The sequence below is a fragment of the Pseudomonas sp. MF08831 genome (assembly GCF_059862645.1).
In genome coordinates this window covers 135,579-148,353 of sequence record NZ_JCBCUX010000016.1, presented here as the reverse complement: position 1 = coordinate 148,353, position 12,775 = coordinate 135,579, and the positions used below count along the sequence as shown (strand labels likewise).

At 61.5% G+C, this 12,775-nt stretch carries 15 protein-coding genes; 5 read left to right on the top strand and 10 right to left on the bottom strand.

Translation table 11 applies throughout. The features are described from left to right. Positions 1–22: 22 nt before the first annotated feature. Together AC19YS_RS27190 and ppnP are read left to right on the top strand one after the other, a co-directional pair. Positions 23–565, top strand: a complete 543-nt coding sequence (locus tag AC19YS_RS27190) for a 3'-5' exonuclease (protein ID WP_124418157.1) — start codon at positions 23–25, stop codon at positions 563–565. A gap of 177 nt (positions 566–742) precedes the next feature. Next, positions 743–1,024, top strand: a complete 282-nt coding sequence (gene ppnP, locus AC19YS_RS27185; protein WP_500603063.1) for a pyrimidine/purine nucleoside phosphorylase — start codon at positions 743–745, stop codon at positions 1,022–1,024. 64 nt (positions 1,025–1,088) lie between these two features. Here the strand turns inward: ppnP and AC19YS_RS27180 are convergent, their stop codons facing one another. Continuing rightward, positions 1,089–1,895: an MOSC domain-containing protein gene (locus AC19YS_RS27180; RefSeq protein WP_500603062.1), complete on the bottom strand. Its 807-nt coding sequence runs from the start codon at positions 1,893–1,895 to the stop codon at positions 1,089–1,091. Positions 1,896–2,226: 331 nt separating this feature from the next. Next, on the bottom strand, positions 2,227–3,162 hold the full coding sequence (locus tag AC19YS_RS27175) for a chemotaxis protein CheV (RefSeq protein ID WP_017134971.1): 936 nt from the start codon (positions 3,160–3,162) through the stop codon (positions 2,227–2,229). A 607-nt stretch (positions 3,163–3,769) separates the two neighbouring features. Between AC19YS_RS27175 and AC19YS_RS27170 the strand changes: the two genes are divergently transcribed. The 3 genes from AC19YS_RS27170 (at position 3,770) to AC19YS_RS27160 (ending at position 6,120) form a co-directional block, all read left to right on the top strand. Then, complete coding sequence (locus AC19YS_RS27170; protein ID WP_177413708.1) at positions 3,770–4,219, top strand: hypothetical protein; 450 nt, start codon at positions 3,770–3,772, stop codon at positions 4,217–4,219. 351 nt (positions 4,220–4,570) lie between these two features. Then, positions 4,571–5,464, top strand: coding sequence for a sensor histidine kinase (locus tag AC19YS_RS27165; protein ID WP_200625046.1), 894 nt, complete (start codon positions 4,571–4,573; stop codon positions 5,462–5,464). Continuing rightward, positions 5,461–6,120 (top strand): response regulator transcription factor, encoded by a 660-nt coding sequence (locus AC19YS_RS27160; protein WP_119742320.1) that lies wholly within the window; start codon positions 5,461–5,463, stop codon positions 6,118–6,120. The genes AC19YS_RS27165 and AC19YS_RS27160 overlap by 4 nt, the downstream gene beginning before the upstream one ends. On the opposite strand, the gene yegS is transcribed toward AC19YS_RS27160, so the two are convergent. The 8 genes from yegS to AC19YS_RS27120 form a co-directional block, all read right to left on the bottom strand. After that, a complete protein-coding gene (gene yegS, locus AC19YS_RS27155; RefSeq protein ID WP_169367331.1) occupies positions 6,079–6,999 on the bottom strand; it encodes a lipid kinase YegS in 921 nt (306 codons plus the stop codon). The two genes, AC19YS_RS27160 and yegS, sit on opposite strands and share 42 nt — an antisense overlap. Before the next feature lie 366 nt (positions 7,000–7,365). Then, positions 7,366–7,758, bottom strand: coding sequence for a DUF2802 domain-containing protein (locus AC19YS_RS27150; protein WP_106576478.1), 393 nt, complete (start codon positions 7,756–7,758; stop codon positions 7,366–7,368). Continuing rightward, complete coding sequence (locus AC19YS_RS27145) at positions 7,759–8,244, bottom strand: chemotaxis protein CheW (RefSeq protein WP_106576477.1); 486 nt, start codon at positions 8,242–8,244, stop codon at positions 7,759–7,761. It abuts the gene before it with no gap. A 79-nt stretch (positions 8,245–8,323) separates the two neighbouring features. Then, positions 8,324–9,118, bottom strand: a complete 795-nt coding sequence (locus AC19YS_RS27140) for a CheW domain-containing protein (RefSeq protein WP_500603061.1) — start codon at positions 9,116–9,118, stop codon at positions 8,324–8,326. Continuing rightward, positions 9,118–9,906, bottom strand: a complete 789-nt coding sequence (locus AC19YS_RS27135) for a ParA family protein (RefSeq protein WP_014719332.1) — start codon at positions 9,904–9,906, stop codon at positions 9,118–9,120. The genes AC19YS_RS27140 and AC19YS_RS27135 overlap by 1 nt, the downstream gene beginning before the upstream one ends. A 50-nt stretch (positions 9,907–9,956) precedes the next feature. Further along, positions 9,957–10,844, bottom strand: a complete 888-nt coding sequence (gene motD, locus AC19YS_RS27130; protein ID WP_106576474.1) for a flagellar motor protein MotD — start codon at positions 10,842–10,844, stop codon at positions 9,957–9,959. 28 nt (positions 10,845–10,872) lie between these two features. After that, complete coding sequence (locus AC19YS_RS27125) at positions 10,873–11,613, bottom strand: flagellar motor protein (protein ID WP_005790033.1); 741 nt, start codon at positions 11,611–11,613, stop codon at positions 10,873–10,875. Further along, positions 11,613–12,734 (bottom strand): protein-glutamate methylesterase/protein-glutamine glutaminase, encoded by a 1,122-nt coding sequence (locus AC19YS_RS27120; RefSeq protein WP_106576473.1) that lies wholly within the window; start codon positions 12,732–12,734, stop codon positions 11,613–11,615. Before AC19YS_RS27120 ends, AC19YS_RS27125 begins: the two co-directional genes overlap by 1 nt. Positions 12,735–12,775: the final 41 nt, after the last annotated feature.

Genomic DNA, 12,775 nt, shown 5'->3' with positions numbered 1-12,775 from the left:
GACGAGTACGGGAACCTGCGCGATGCCTCATTGGCTGATTATTGACCTTGAAGCCACAACGGATGAAGGCGGCTGGCCCGTGACGGAGATGGAAGTCATCGAGATCGGCGCGAGCCTGGTGAACCGCCAAGGCCGTGAATTGGATCACTTCCAGCGCTTTGTGCGGCCGCTGCGTCGGCCGTTGCTGACGCCGTTCTGCCGACAGCTCACCCACATCACCCAGGCCAACATAGACGCCGCTGCACCGATGACCGACGTGTGGCCACTGTTCGAACGCTGGCTGGGCCAGCATCAGACGCGCCTGGAAGGCTGGGCCAGTTGGGGCGACTACGATCGCAAGCAGCTTGAACTCGAATGGCAACGCCATGGCCTGGCCAGCGCGCTCGCGCAAACGCCGCATGTGAACCTCAAGCAGCGCTTCGCCAAGGCCCGGCGCCTGGATAAGCCGCTGGGTCTCAACGGCGCGCTGCAATTGGCGGGGATGCAGTTTCAGGGTCAGCAACACCGGGCGCTGGAAGATGCGCGCAACACCGCGCGCCTGCTGCCGTTGATTTTGCCGGTCTAGGCAGCGCGCAAAGGCTTGGGCATACTGGCCGGCCTTTTCCAATATCCTGCTGTTCTGTAGGAGCCGGCGTGCCGGTCTTGGCGTGCGCCTGAGCGAAGCCAGGCCCAAGGGCCTCATCGCCGGCAAGCACGTCCATACAGAGCAGGAAGCCTTAATCCACTTTTCGAGGATTCACCCATGTTCAAAGTCAACGAATACTTCGACGGCACCGTCAAGTCGATCGCTTTCGGCACCGCAGAAGGTCCGGCGACCATCGGCGTGATGGCCCCGGGTGAATACGAATTCGGTACCGCCCAGCGTGAAATCATGCACGTGGTGTCCGGCGCCCTGACCGTGAAACTGCCCGACGCCGATTGGGAAACCTTCGCTGCCGGCAGCCTGTTCAACGTACCGGCCAACAGCAAGTTCCAGCTGAAGGTCGCGGTAGACACTGCTTACCTGTGCGAATACCGCGGCTAAGGGTTGCACCGGTCAAAAAAATGTCCGTCTCGCAGGAGACGGGCATTTTTTATGCGCGAACGTGTTACTCGATGATGGTCACCGGCATGCCCACTTGCAGAAGGCCCAGGTCATCGTTGACCAGGTTCTGGCCGAACAGGGCGCCGTGTTCCGTCTTGCGATAGGCATCGAGCGTGGCGAAGGGTTCGCGATCGGCACTGCGTTCGCCGGTCGCCGGGTCAATCGTGGTGAGAATACAACGAGCACAGGGCTTGACCACTCGGAACTCAACGTCGCCGATACGCAGGCGCTTCCAGCCATCTTCGGCGTACGCTTGACTGCCTTCGATCACCAGATTGGGGCGAAAGCGCAGCATTTCCATGGGCCGGCCAACCTGCCGGGAAAGGTCGTCCAGGGACGCCTGGCCGATCAACAACAGCGGGTAGCCGTCGGCAAACGCCACCTGGTCGCCATCTTTGCCGAAACCGGCCTCGGTGGTGCGTGCACGGGCCAGCGGCATCTGCACCAGCCGCGTGGCTTTGCCGATAAAGTCACTGACCCAGGCCGCCGCCGCATCGCCAGCATCCGGCACACGCAGGGTATCGCGCCAGATCGTCACCCCGCGCAGTTCGGCGTCGCTGGCAGGCAAGGCCACCTCCAGCGGCGCCATGCCTGGCGTACTCAGGGTCAAGCCACCGGCGCTGTTCCACAACGCTGACAACTGGCTCATCTTCGCCACCGCCCGCTGCGTCAGAAATCGCCCGCTGGCTTCGTCGACCAACATCCAGCGTCGATCCCCGTCCAGCCCGAGTTGATCCAGACCGACCTGCTGCAAGGCTTCGGCCTTGCCGGACTTCAAGGGGTAACGGTACAACGCGCTGAGACGAAGCATGAGCCTGCGTTCCTGAGGGGACAAAGCGCCACCCTATAGCAGGCAGCCCCGGAATCAAAGGGCGACGCCCCCACAGTCAACAAGCAGGTGCAACGCGCAGACTCACCGCGCCCCCCAGACTTACTCTGGCCAGCGACTTACTGTGGCGAGCGAACTTACCGTGGCGAGCGGGCTTGCCCCGCGTTGGGCTGCGAAGCAGCCCCAAAGCCAGACCCCGCAGTTCTGCTGAGACACCGCAGCGTCCTTAAGGGGCCGCTGCGCAGCCCAACGCAAGGCAAGCCTGCTCACCACAAAGAGCCGGCTCACCCAACCCTAAGTTCCTCACAAAGAATCAGGCCGGCACTTCATCCAGCATCAGGCGTTGGCGCACCACATCCACCAGCTTGTCGGGCTGGAATTTGGACAGGAAGTTATCGCAACCGACCTTTTTCACCATCGAGTCGTTGAAGCTGCCCGACAGCGAGGTGTGCAGCACCACGTAAAGCCCCCGCAGGCGCGGATCGTTGCGAATTTCGGTGGTCAGACGGTAGCCGTCCATCTCGGGCATTTCGGCGTCGGTAAAGATCATCAGCAGTTTGTCGGTCATCACCTGGCCGCTGTCGGCCCAGGCCTTGAGCATGTTCAGCGCCTTGAGGCCATCACTGGCGATGTGCATCTTCACCCCAAGCTGGCCAAGGGTGTCGCGCAGTTGCGACAGGGCCACATTGGAGTCGTCCACCAACAGCACTTCGCGGCCACGGGCGCGCTCCAGTACCGGGTCTTCGAGTTTCTCGCGGGAGACCTTGGCGTTGTACGGCACGATTTCGGCGAGGACTTTTTCCACGTCGATGATTTCCACCAACTGGTCATCGACCTTGCTGATGGCGGTGAGGTAATGCTGGCGACCGGCGCTGGCCGGTGGCGGCAGGATGGCTTCCCAGTTCATGTTGACGATGCGGTCCACACCGCCCACCAGGAACGCCTGCACCGAGCGGTTGTACTCGGTGACGATAATCGTGCTGTTAGGCCCCGGCACCAGCGGACGCATGCCAATCGCCTGCGACAGGTCGATCACCGGCAGGGTCTGGCCGCGCAGGTTGACCACGCCACATACAAACGGGTGACGCTGGGGCATCAGGGTCAGCTTGGGCAACTGCAGGACTTCCTGCACCTTGAACACGTTGATCGCGAACAGCTGCCGCCCGGCCAGGCGAAACATGAGAATCTCCAGGCGATTCTCACCCACCAGTTGCGTGCGTTGATCTACCGTGTCGAGAATGCCGGCCATTAAAAGCTCCTGATGTGGTGTGTGTGCGGCTGGTTCAAGCGGGTCGGGTATCGCGACCCTGCCGACCAATGCGCCGTCTTTGAATTGTTCGCGAGCACGCTTGCGCCTATGCTCGTTATCGGCGGCGATCGCCAGAGCTTGACCCCGGTAAAATGCCACGTAAATTCATTGATGTCACACTGACATCATGGTTTACTGCAACGGCCACTTCAAACGGCACTCCAGCAACGTCGCGCGACCTTCAAATCGACGCGAGGTTCCGCTGCGTAAGGGAATCCCCTATGCACAATCAGGCCCAACCTGATATTCGCGATATCTAATAGCCATTAATGTGACGCCATTCTCATTGCATGAATGGAGTCAGGCTTTTGTTTGCCATCCCAAGCCCTCGGCCCACGGGTCTTTCAGAGATTGCCGTGGCGGCATCCAAAGTTGTGCAAGCGACCCGAATGATCAGGGCCACTCACGGCTATCGTGATCATTCAAATAACGGTCCTACTGGAATTTCGGAAGCGGGCTACAGATTTCAGTCATATTTCAGCGGTAGGTTTACGCCATTCACCCGGTGCGGCATCTCATCACCCGAGCTTATGTTACGGAGACATGCATGATGAATAACGCAAACGAATGGCAAACTGCACTTCCCGAATTCCTGCTCGAGGCCGAGATGCTCCTGGCCAAGTCGCAAGAGTGCTTGAACCACTTGCATCTGATCCGCAACGACAGCGATGCCATCGACTGCATGAAAATCAGTTTGAGCAACCTGGCTGAAAAGGCCGAGGGCCTGGCCCTGCAGGCGATCAGCGAATTCTCTCGGCATATTCAATACCTGATTGCCAATGCCGCCTGCCCCATGGAACTGCATGATCAGGCGCTCAATGCCTTGCATGACTGCCTGACACTGCTGGCCTGGCAACTGGAATTGATCGACACCCGCACCGGCGAACTGGCCCTGGATGAAAGCGAACAAACTAAATTGATCGCGACAGTCACCTTGCAGATCCCGCAAAAAGACTTCGGTTATAAACCGCAGCAACGCTTACATCACACCTCATGATGGGCGTAGAGGTCGTATTTAGTCAGTGAGTTATCTAATAACGACAGCAACATATCAATTAGCCATCAGCGCTATAACTCTGCCCCCCCACTTCCTTAATACAACGGCCTGCTGTTTCAACTCCGGGACCCTTTAACGCGCAGATTAGGGCCCTGGGAGTGTATGCGTGGTTAATAACCCATGAGGCGAGTCGCCAGGCGACCAACGGTAATAGTGGTGGTACTATGCCCCGCTCGAAGTGACTCAACTTCATGATGTATAAAAGATGTTTCGGCACCGCATTCCAAACAGAGCCCCGTCAGCCGCCGTGACCGGTCTTCCCGCAGCGAACCTTCATTGGCTCCATCCGCTATGTACGCCAGCCTAAAGTCACTCATCGCAGGAGCCGTGTCCCGCAGCAATGCCCGCCGCATCGTTCTCGCCCTGTGCCTTTGCTCCTTGCTGGTCAGCCTGTGGGCCTATACCCGTTCCGCACCGTTGCCGTTGTTGATCCCTTTGCTCAACCTGGCCACGTTGCTGGTGGTGGGCGTGCAACAGTGGCGCTCGCGCAAATCGATAAAATTCCAGCCGCAGGAATTGGCCGATCGCTTGCTGCAAGTGCAAGAAAACGAACGGCATCGCCTCAGCCGTGAATTGCATGACGACATCGGCCAACTGCTCACTGCCGCCAAGCTGCAAAGCGAATGGCTCAAGCGCCGCTTGCCGCCAGACCTGCAAAGCCAGTGCACGGTGCTGTGCAACACCTTGAATGAAACCCTGGCCAAAGTGCGCGACGTCTCGGCCATTCTCAACCCGAGGCAGCTGGCTAGCCTGGGGTTGGAAGCCAGCCTGCGCGCGCACCTGCTCAAGACCCTGGAAAACACCCCGGTGCACTGGAGCCTGGAATGCCAGCAACGGCTGACCGGCATTCCCGAAGAGATGGCCGTGGCGGCCTTTCGGATCACCCAGGAAGCGGTGACCAACATGCTTCGCCATGCCCAGGCGCACAACCTGCTGGTGCGCCTGCAACGCCTGCCCGAAGGCCTGTCGCTGATGATCTGCGACGACGGCCTGGGCTTCTCGCCTGCCATCAACCCTGGCCTGGAAGGCCAACGGGGCATGGCCGGCATGTCCGAGCGGATAGATCAGTTGGGGGGCACTTTGTCCGTCAACAGCCAGCCTGGCAAAGGGACCCGGATCGACGCGCTTTTCCCCTGGGCGCCGCGCGCCCTCGAACGGGCCAGTTCCCCTAAGGTTCTCGAGTGACCTGCAATTTACTTCTGGTGGATGACCACGCACTGATTCGGGCCGGCGTGCGCGCGCTGATCCAGGATATTCCCGGCTACACCGTGATCGGTGAAGCCAGTGACGGCGCGCAGTTACTGGAAAAGTTCAGCGCGCTGCAGCCGGATATCGTGCTGCTGGACCTGTCGATGAAGCACGTCGGTGGCCTGGACGCATTGCAGCAACTCAAGGCGGCCTACCCCAAAAGCAAAGTACTGATCCTGTCGATGCACACCGACCCGGAGCTGATCATGCGAGCGCTGGAGTCCGGCGCCCATGGCTACCTGCTCAAGGACACCACCGCCAACGAGTTGGAACACGCCCTGCTCGCCTTGCGCAACAACGAGCGCTACCTGAGCCCGGCGATTGCCCACACCGTGATCAATCAGGCGCTGATCCGCAGCCAGGGGCCGACGTCCCCCGTCGCCCACAGCCACAACCTCACGGCGCGTCAGCTGGAAATTCTGCGCCTGATCGTGCGCGGCAAATCCACCCGGGAGATCGCCCACGGCCTGGGCCTGAGCATCAAGACCGTGGAGGCGCATCGCTCGCAAATCATGAAGCGCCTGCAGATATTCGACGTGGCAGGCCTGGTGCTATTCGCCGTTCGCGAGCAGATCATCAGCCTGGACGATTAGCGGCGAGTTCAACGGCAAGTGCACACGCAAGGCTTTGGGCAGTGCAGAGAACCGCAGGTCATCGCCTTTTAACGGTTCACCGTCCAGGTTGATATACAGCCCTTCGGCCACTTTGATCTCGACCCACGGCAGGCGCGCGCGCACGAACATGTTGTCCAGGCCCCAGCCGTCGCTCATCAGCGTCATCAGCGTGCCAACCACCTCCTGAGGTGCCGGCAGAATGCTGATATCCAGCAAGCCATCGTCGGCCAACGCGCCAGGGCACAGCACATGCCCGCCGCCCGCCTGACGACCGTTGCCGATCCCCAGCGCGAGCAGGTCGCCCTTCCAATGGAAGCCCGGCCCTTCCAGCTCGCCATAGGCAGCCTTCAGCTCACTGAAACGCGTCAACCCGGTGAACAGGTAGGCCGCGCCGCCGAGGACTTTTTTCAGGTCTTCGGAGGTGTTGGCCGTGACCTGGCTGCCAAACCCGCCGGTGGCCATATTGAGGAACATCTGCCCGCCAGCCTGGCCGAGGTCGATGGCTTTGGGCGGTACGTCCAGCAGCGCCAGCGCATGCGCAGGCTGCAGCGGCACACCGGCGGCGCGGGCAAAATCATTGGCGGTGCCCAACGGCATCAGCACCAGGCTGGCGTCGGTCTTGGCCAGCGCCATGGCTTCGGCCACATCGCGCAACGTGCCGTCGCCGCCGCCGGCGATCAGGTGGGTATAGCCGTCGGCCAGGGCCTCATTGACGATGCGCTGGGCGTCGCCGCCCTCCCAAGTGACCCGCACCGCCAGCTCCCAGCCCTGCTCACGACGGGCCTGCACGGCGGCGCGCACGTCCTCGTTGAGGGCTTGCTTGCCGTGCAGGATCAACAGTGCCTTGGGGGTGGTCATGCGAGGATTCTCCTGGGTTCAAAGGTGCTTGAAGGATGTGGACCTTGGCCGGAGGAAAAAAAGCCATCGGAGACGCAAATTTATTGGCCGCCTGGAAGTTATCCATCGCGTTGCACATCGATACCTTGCCGTTGGGCACAGGTTCTACGGCATCCCATTGCTTGCCGTCGGCAGACAGCGCATGCCGCTGGATTGAACAGTCGGCGCAAATGCTCGCCTGCACTCTCTAATCCGTCCAAGGGCGAGGCACAAATGTCAGATGGCATCTATCGAGTGTGCCTCGTGTACCGAGGTATCCGCATCGCAGGCAAGCCAGCTCCCACAGCAAAGCCTGCCAGCAACGTCGGACAGGTGCAGCAACCTGCGTCAGCTTTTGTGCAACTTACTCATCAATTGCGCTTCAGCCTGGGTCAAGCCACACGACTGCGTCAGCTCATCCACGGTCGCGCCCATGCCCACCAGCTTCGCCGCCTGGGCGAACGACAGGCTCGAAGGGTCGCGTTGTTCGATCTGCGCCAGTTTGTCCGGCAGCGGCCCGAGAATCGCGCGCAGTTCATGCACCTCGTCCCCGACCTTTACTGCAGTCTGCTGGAAGTGATCCACGCGCTTGACCAGGTCAAGAATGCGCCGGTCACGCACGGCATCGCGCTCGGCCTGTTGCTGGGCCAATTCGCGTTGCTGGCGCATATAGCGCAGCAGGAACGCCAAGGTCCCGGCCCACAACAGGGCCAGGACAATCACCGCCGCTTCAAGAAACAATCAGATGTTCTCCAGGTCCTGCCATTCTTCTTCGCTCATCATCTTGTCCAGCTCAACCAGAATCAGCAGTTCGCCGTTCTTGTTGCACACGCCCTGGATGAACTTGGCCGATTCCTCGTTGCCCACGTTCGGCGCGGTTTCGACTTCCGATTGGCGCAGGTAAACCACTTCGGCCACGCTGTCGACCATGATCCCGACCACTTGCTTGTCGGCCTCGATGATGACGATACGCGTGTTGTCGTTAACCTCGGTCGGCACCAGGCCAAAACGCTGGCGGGTGTCGATCACGGTCACCACGTTGCCGCGCAGGTTGATGATGCCCAGCACGTAGCTCGGCGCACCCGGTACCGGCGCGATCTCGGTGTAGCGCAACACTTCCTGCACGCGCATCACGTTGATGCCGTAGGACTCGTTGTCCAGTTTGAAGGTTACCCATTGCAGGATTGGATCATCGACCAAACCTTGTGCGGATGCTGACTTGTTCATTCCTCGGACCCCTTCAAATACCGTTTTCACGGCGTATGTACTTCGCTGACCGCACTCGCATGCGGGCCTTATTGTTCAATCAACTGCGTTTGTTCTGCGGCATCGCTTTTACCGCGCCGCTGGCGATCAACTCAGCCAGTTCGGCGACGTCGAGCAACGCGCACATGTGTTCAATCACGGTGCCGGCCAACCACGGCCGTTGGCCCCGGTGGCTGCGCCATTTGATTTCATTGGGGTCCAGGCGCAACGAGCGGCTGACTTGATGCACCGCCAGCCCCCACTCGTAGCCCTGAACAGAAATCACATACTGCAAACCCTGGCGAAAATCATCGCGGTAGCGGTCGGGCATTACCCAGCGCGCGGTGTCCAGCACCTTGAGGTTGCCGGCCTGGCTTGGCAGGATGCCGAGAAACCACTCCGGTTGCCCGAACAGCGGCGTCAGCTCCTGGCCTTCCAGCGAATAGATCGAGCCCAGGCACACCAGCGGCACCGCCAGGGTCAACCCGGCGACATCGAACAACAGGCATTCGAACGGCTCGGCGGCCCACGCCGGGCGGCCATCTCCGGTGACTGGCGGCGGGGTGATGCTCGGCGGCAGATGGACTTCCACTACCGGCTCGACCACCACGGGCGCCACCACCGCTGGCGCAATCGGCTCTATCGGCTCAACCACAGGCACCAGGTGCGCATCGCGGGCTTGTTCTTCGAGCACTGCCAACTGGAACTCATCCAGCGTGCTTTCGGCTTCTACCACCGGTTCAAGCACCAGAATCGGTTCCGGCAGTTGCTCCGCGGTCGCGTCCTGCAGCAAGGCATCCAGGTAGGATTCCAGCGCCAGTTGCGGCCGGGTCTTGAGTTCAACGGGACGGTTCATCACGCCACCTGCGCCACAAGCTGTTGCGACAGCAAATGCTTGAGCAACGCGCGGTACGCCAGCACGCCACGGCTTTTGCCATCGAACTGCGAAGGCGTCAGGCCCGCGCGGCTGGCGTCGCGCAGGCGCGTGTCGACCGGGATGTAGCCATTCCAGATGGTGTCCGGGTAGGCATCGCGCAAGACCCGCAAGGTGCCAAGGGACGCCTGGGTACGACGGTCGAACAACGTCGGCACGATGCTGAACGGCAGCGCCTGCTTGCGCGAACGGTTAATCATCGCCAGCGTGCTGACCATGCGCTCCAGGCCTTTGACCGCCAGGTGCTCGGTCTGCACCGGGATCACCAACTGCTGGCTGGCCGCCAAGGCGTTGACCATCAGCACGCCCAGCAACGGTGGGCTGTCGATGATCGCGTAGTCGAAGTCTTGCCACAGCTGCGCCAGGGTCTTGGCGATCACCAGGCCCAAACCGCTCTGCCCCGGCGACTGCCGCTCCAGGGTCGCCAGCGCAGTGCTGGACGGCAGCAGGGAAATGCTTTCGTTACTGGTGGGCAGCAGCAATTGCCCCGGCAAGTCGGCGGGTACGCTGCCTTTGTGCAGGAACAGGTCGTAGCAACTGTGTTCCAGCGCATCCGGGTCGTAGCCGAAATAGCTGGTCATCGAGCCATGCGGGTCGAGGTCGACCACGACCACACGCTTGCCCGCCTCGGCCAGCAAGCCGGCTAAGGCGATGGAGGTGGTGGTCTTGCCGACTCCACCCTTTTGATTGGCAACTGCCCAGACTCTCATTCGGTTGGTTCCTCCCGGCAGGCGATGGCGCGACCGAGACATTGCATAAGTTATTGAGCCGGTGACGGAGAATTGACGGCGCTCTGACGAACCGACGGCTTAACGGTTGGCGGTGCAGTTTGTGTGCCAGCCCGCTTCAGTGCCGCATCCGGTGTTGCATTGGCTGTGCCGGTGCCGGTCAGGCTGCGGCGGACATCCAGGTTGCGCGACACCACCAGCACCACACGGCGGTTGCGCGCGCGGCCTTCGGCAGTGGCGTTATTGGCCACCGGCTGGAATTCACCGTAGCCCACCGACGCCAGCCGGCCAGGGTTCACGCCCTGCATCGCGAGCATGCGCACGATGCTCGCGGCGCGCGCCGAGGACAGTTCCCAGTTGGTCGGGTACTGCGCGGTGGCAATCGGGAAATTGTCGGTAAAGCCTTCCACGTGGATCGGGTTTTCAAACGGTTTGAGGATCGCCGCCACCTTGTCGATGATGGTGAAGGCCTGGTCGCTCGGCATCGCATCGGCGCTGGCGAACAGCAGGCTGGAATTCAATTCGATTTCCACCCACAACTCGTTGCCGCGCACGGTCATCTGGTTGGATTTGATCAGGTCGCCAAACGCAGCGCTGATGTCGTCGGCAATGCTTTTGAGCGGGTCACTGGTGCCACCGATGCCGGCGGCGGTTTCGTCGCTGTCGTTGACCAGCGGCTTGGCCGGGGTCACGGTCTTGGGCCGCTCTTCACCAATGGGTATCGGCTTGAGGGCACGGTCGGCGTCGTTGAACACGCCAATCAGCGCCTGGGAAATGACTTTGTACTTGCCTTCGTTGATCGACGAGATGGAATACATCACCACGAAAAACGCGAACAGCAAGGTAATGAAGTCGGCGTAGGACACCAGCCAGCGTTCATGGTTGACGTGCTCTTCAGGCTCGCGGCGGCGACGGCTCACAAACTCCCTCCTACACAAAGCATGCCCATCAATCCATGAAGCCCTGAAGCTTCAATTCGATGGAGCGCGGGTTCTCACCCTCGGCAATCGACAAGATGCCTTCCAACAACATTTCGCGGTAACGCGACTGGCGCATGGCAATCGACTTGAGCTTGCTCGCCACCGGCAGCAACACCAGGTTGGCACTCGCCACGCCGTAGATGGTGGCGACAAACGCCACGGCAATGCCGCTGCCCAGCTGCGACGGGTCGGCCAGGTTGCCCATCACGTGGATCAAACCCATCACCGCACCGATGATGCCGATGGTCGGCGCGTAGCCGCCCATGCTTTCAAAGACTTTGGCGGCGTTGATGTCGCGGCTTTCCTGGGTGTAGAAATCCACCTCGAGGATGCTGCGGATCGCCTCCGGTTCGGCGCCGTCCACCAGCAATTGCAGGCCTTTGCGCGCGTAGCTGTCGGGCTCGGCATCGGCCACGCCTTCCAGGCCCAGCAGGCCTTCCTTGCGCGCGGTGAGGCTCCAGTTGACCACGCGGTCGATACCGCCTGGCAGGTCGACGCGTGGCGGGAAAATGATCCACACCAGAATCTGCATGGCGCGCTTGAACGAACTCAAGGGCGACTGCAGCAGCGCGGCGCCCACGGTGCCGCCGATCACGATCAGTGCCGCCGGGCCGTTGGCCAAGGCGCCAAGGTGGCCGCCTTCAAGGTAGTTGCCGCCGATAATCGCGACAAACGCCATGGTGATGCCAATCAGACTCAAGACATCCATCAGAGGCAGGCCTCCACCAGATGCTTGCCGATGTCGTCCAGGCTGTAGACAGCGTCGGCCAGGTCAGCCTTGACGATGGCCATGGGCATGCCATAAATCACGCAGCTGGCTTCGTCCTGGGCCCAAATGGCGCTGCCGCCCTGCTTGAGCAGGCGTGCGCCTTCACGGCCGTCGGCGCCCATGCCGGTGAGCACCACCGCCAGAACTTTGTCGCCGTAGGACTTGGCCGCCGAGCCGAAGGTGATGTCCACGCACGGCTTGTAGTTGAGGCGCTCGTCACCCGGCAGGATTTTGATCGCGCCACGGCCATCGACCATCATCTGCTTGCCACCCGGGGCCAGCAGCGCCAGGCCAGGACGCAGGATGTCGCCATCCTCGGCTTCCTTGACGCTGATGCGGCACAGCTTGTCCAGGCGCTCGGCGAACGCTTTGGTAAAGGCCGCGGGCATGTGCTGGATCAGCACGATCGGCGCAGGGAAGTTGGCCGGCAGTTGGGTCAATACCCGCTGCAAGGCCACCGGGCCGCCGGTAGAGGTGCCGATAGCGACAAGCTTGTAGGCTTTGCGCTTGGGCGCAGGCGAATGCGCGCTCGGTGCAGCGGCGCGCACCGGCGGCGCCGCAGGGCGTGCCACGGGCGCAGGGGCCGGGCGCGCAAATGACGACGTCGGCGCAGCAGGCGCTGCCACCGGGGCCGGCGCCGGCGCACTGAACAGGCTGCGACGGTTACTGCGCGAAATGCTGTGCACCTTCTCGCACAGCATCTGCTTGACCTTCTCGGGGTTGCGCGAGATGTCTTCGAAATTCTTCGGCAGGAAGTCCACGGCACCCGCGTCCAGCGCATCCAGGGTGACCCGGGCGCCTTCGTGCGTCAGCGAGGAGAACATCAACACCGGAGTCGGGCAGCGCTGCATGATGTGCCGAACAGCCGTGATGCCATCCATCATCGGCATCTCGTAGTCCATGGTGATCACGTCCGGCTTCAACGCAATGGCTTGATCAATCGCTTCTTTGCCGTTGGTGGCCGTGCCGACCACCTGAATCGTTGGATCGGCGGAAAGAATTTCCGAGACGCGGCGGCGGAAGAAACCCGAATCGTCCACCACCAGGACCTTGACTGCCATAAACACTCCGTTAGGCGGGGCGGGCATTACCGCCCTGCCCC

What these genes read in the sequence shown, in the direction of transcription:
- AC19YS_RS27170 (WP_177413708.1), top strand. Translation starts at nt 3,770, where the DNA reads ATGATGAATAACGCAAACGAATGGCAAACTGCACTTCCCGAATTCCTG.
- AC19YS_RS27140 (WP_500603061.1), bottom strand. Translation starts at nt 9,118, where the DNA reads ATGAACCGTCCCGTTGAACTCAAGACCCGGCCGCAACTGGCGCTGGAA.
- AC19YS_RS27165 (WP_200625046.1), top strand. Translation starts at nt 4,571, where the DNA reads ATGTACGCCAGCCTAAAGTCACTCATCGCAGGAGCCGTGTCCCGCAGC.
- AC19YS_RS27180 (WP_500603062.1), bottom strand. Translation starts at nt 1,895, where the DNA reads ATGCTTCGTCTCAGCGCGTTGTACCGTTACCCCTTGAAGTCCGGCAAG.
- AC19YS_RS27145 (WP_106576477.1), bottom strand. Translation starts at nt 8,244, where the DNA reads ATGAACAAGTCAGCATCCGCACAAGGTTTGGTCGATGATCCAATCCTG.
- AC19YS_RS27120 (WP_106576473.1), bottom strand. Translation starts at nt 12,734, where the DNA reads ATGGCAGTCAAGGTCCTGGTGGTGGACGATTCGGGTTTCTTCCGCCGC.
- ppnP (WP_500603063.1), top strand. Translation starts at nt 743, where the DNA reads ATGTTCAAAGTCAACGAATACTTCGACGGCACCGTCAAGTCGATCGCT.
- AC19YS_RS27175 (WP_017134971.1), bottom strand. Translation starts at nt 3,162, where the DNA reads ATGGCCGGCATTCTCGACACGGTAGATCAACGCACGCAACTGGTGGGT.
- AC19YS_RS27125 (WP_005790033.1), bottom strand. Translation starts at nt 11,613, where the DNA reads ATGGATGTCTTGAGTCTGATTGGCATCACCATGGCGTTTGTCGCGATT.
- AC19YS_RS27135 (WP_014719332.1), bottom strand. Translation starts at nt 9,906, where the DNA reads ATGAGAGTCTGGGCAGTTGCCAATCAAAAGGGTGGAGTCGGCAAGACC.
- yegS (WP_169367331.1), bottom strand. Translation starts at nt 6,999, where the DNA reads ATGACCACCCCCAAGGCACTGTTGATCCTGCACGGCAAGCAAGCCCTC.
- AC19YS_RS27190 (WP_124418157.1), top strand. Translation starts at nt 23, where the DNA reads ATGCCTCATTGGCTGATTATTGACCTTGAAGCCACAACGGATGAAGGC.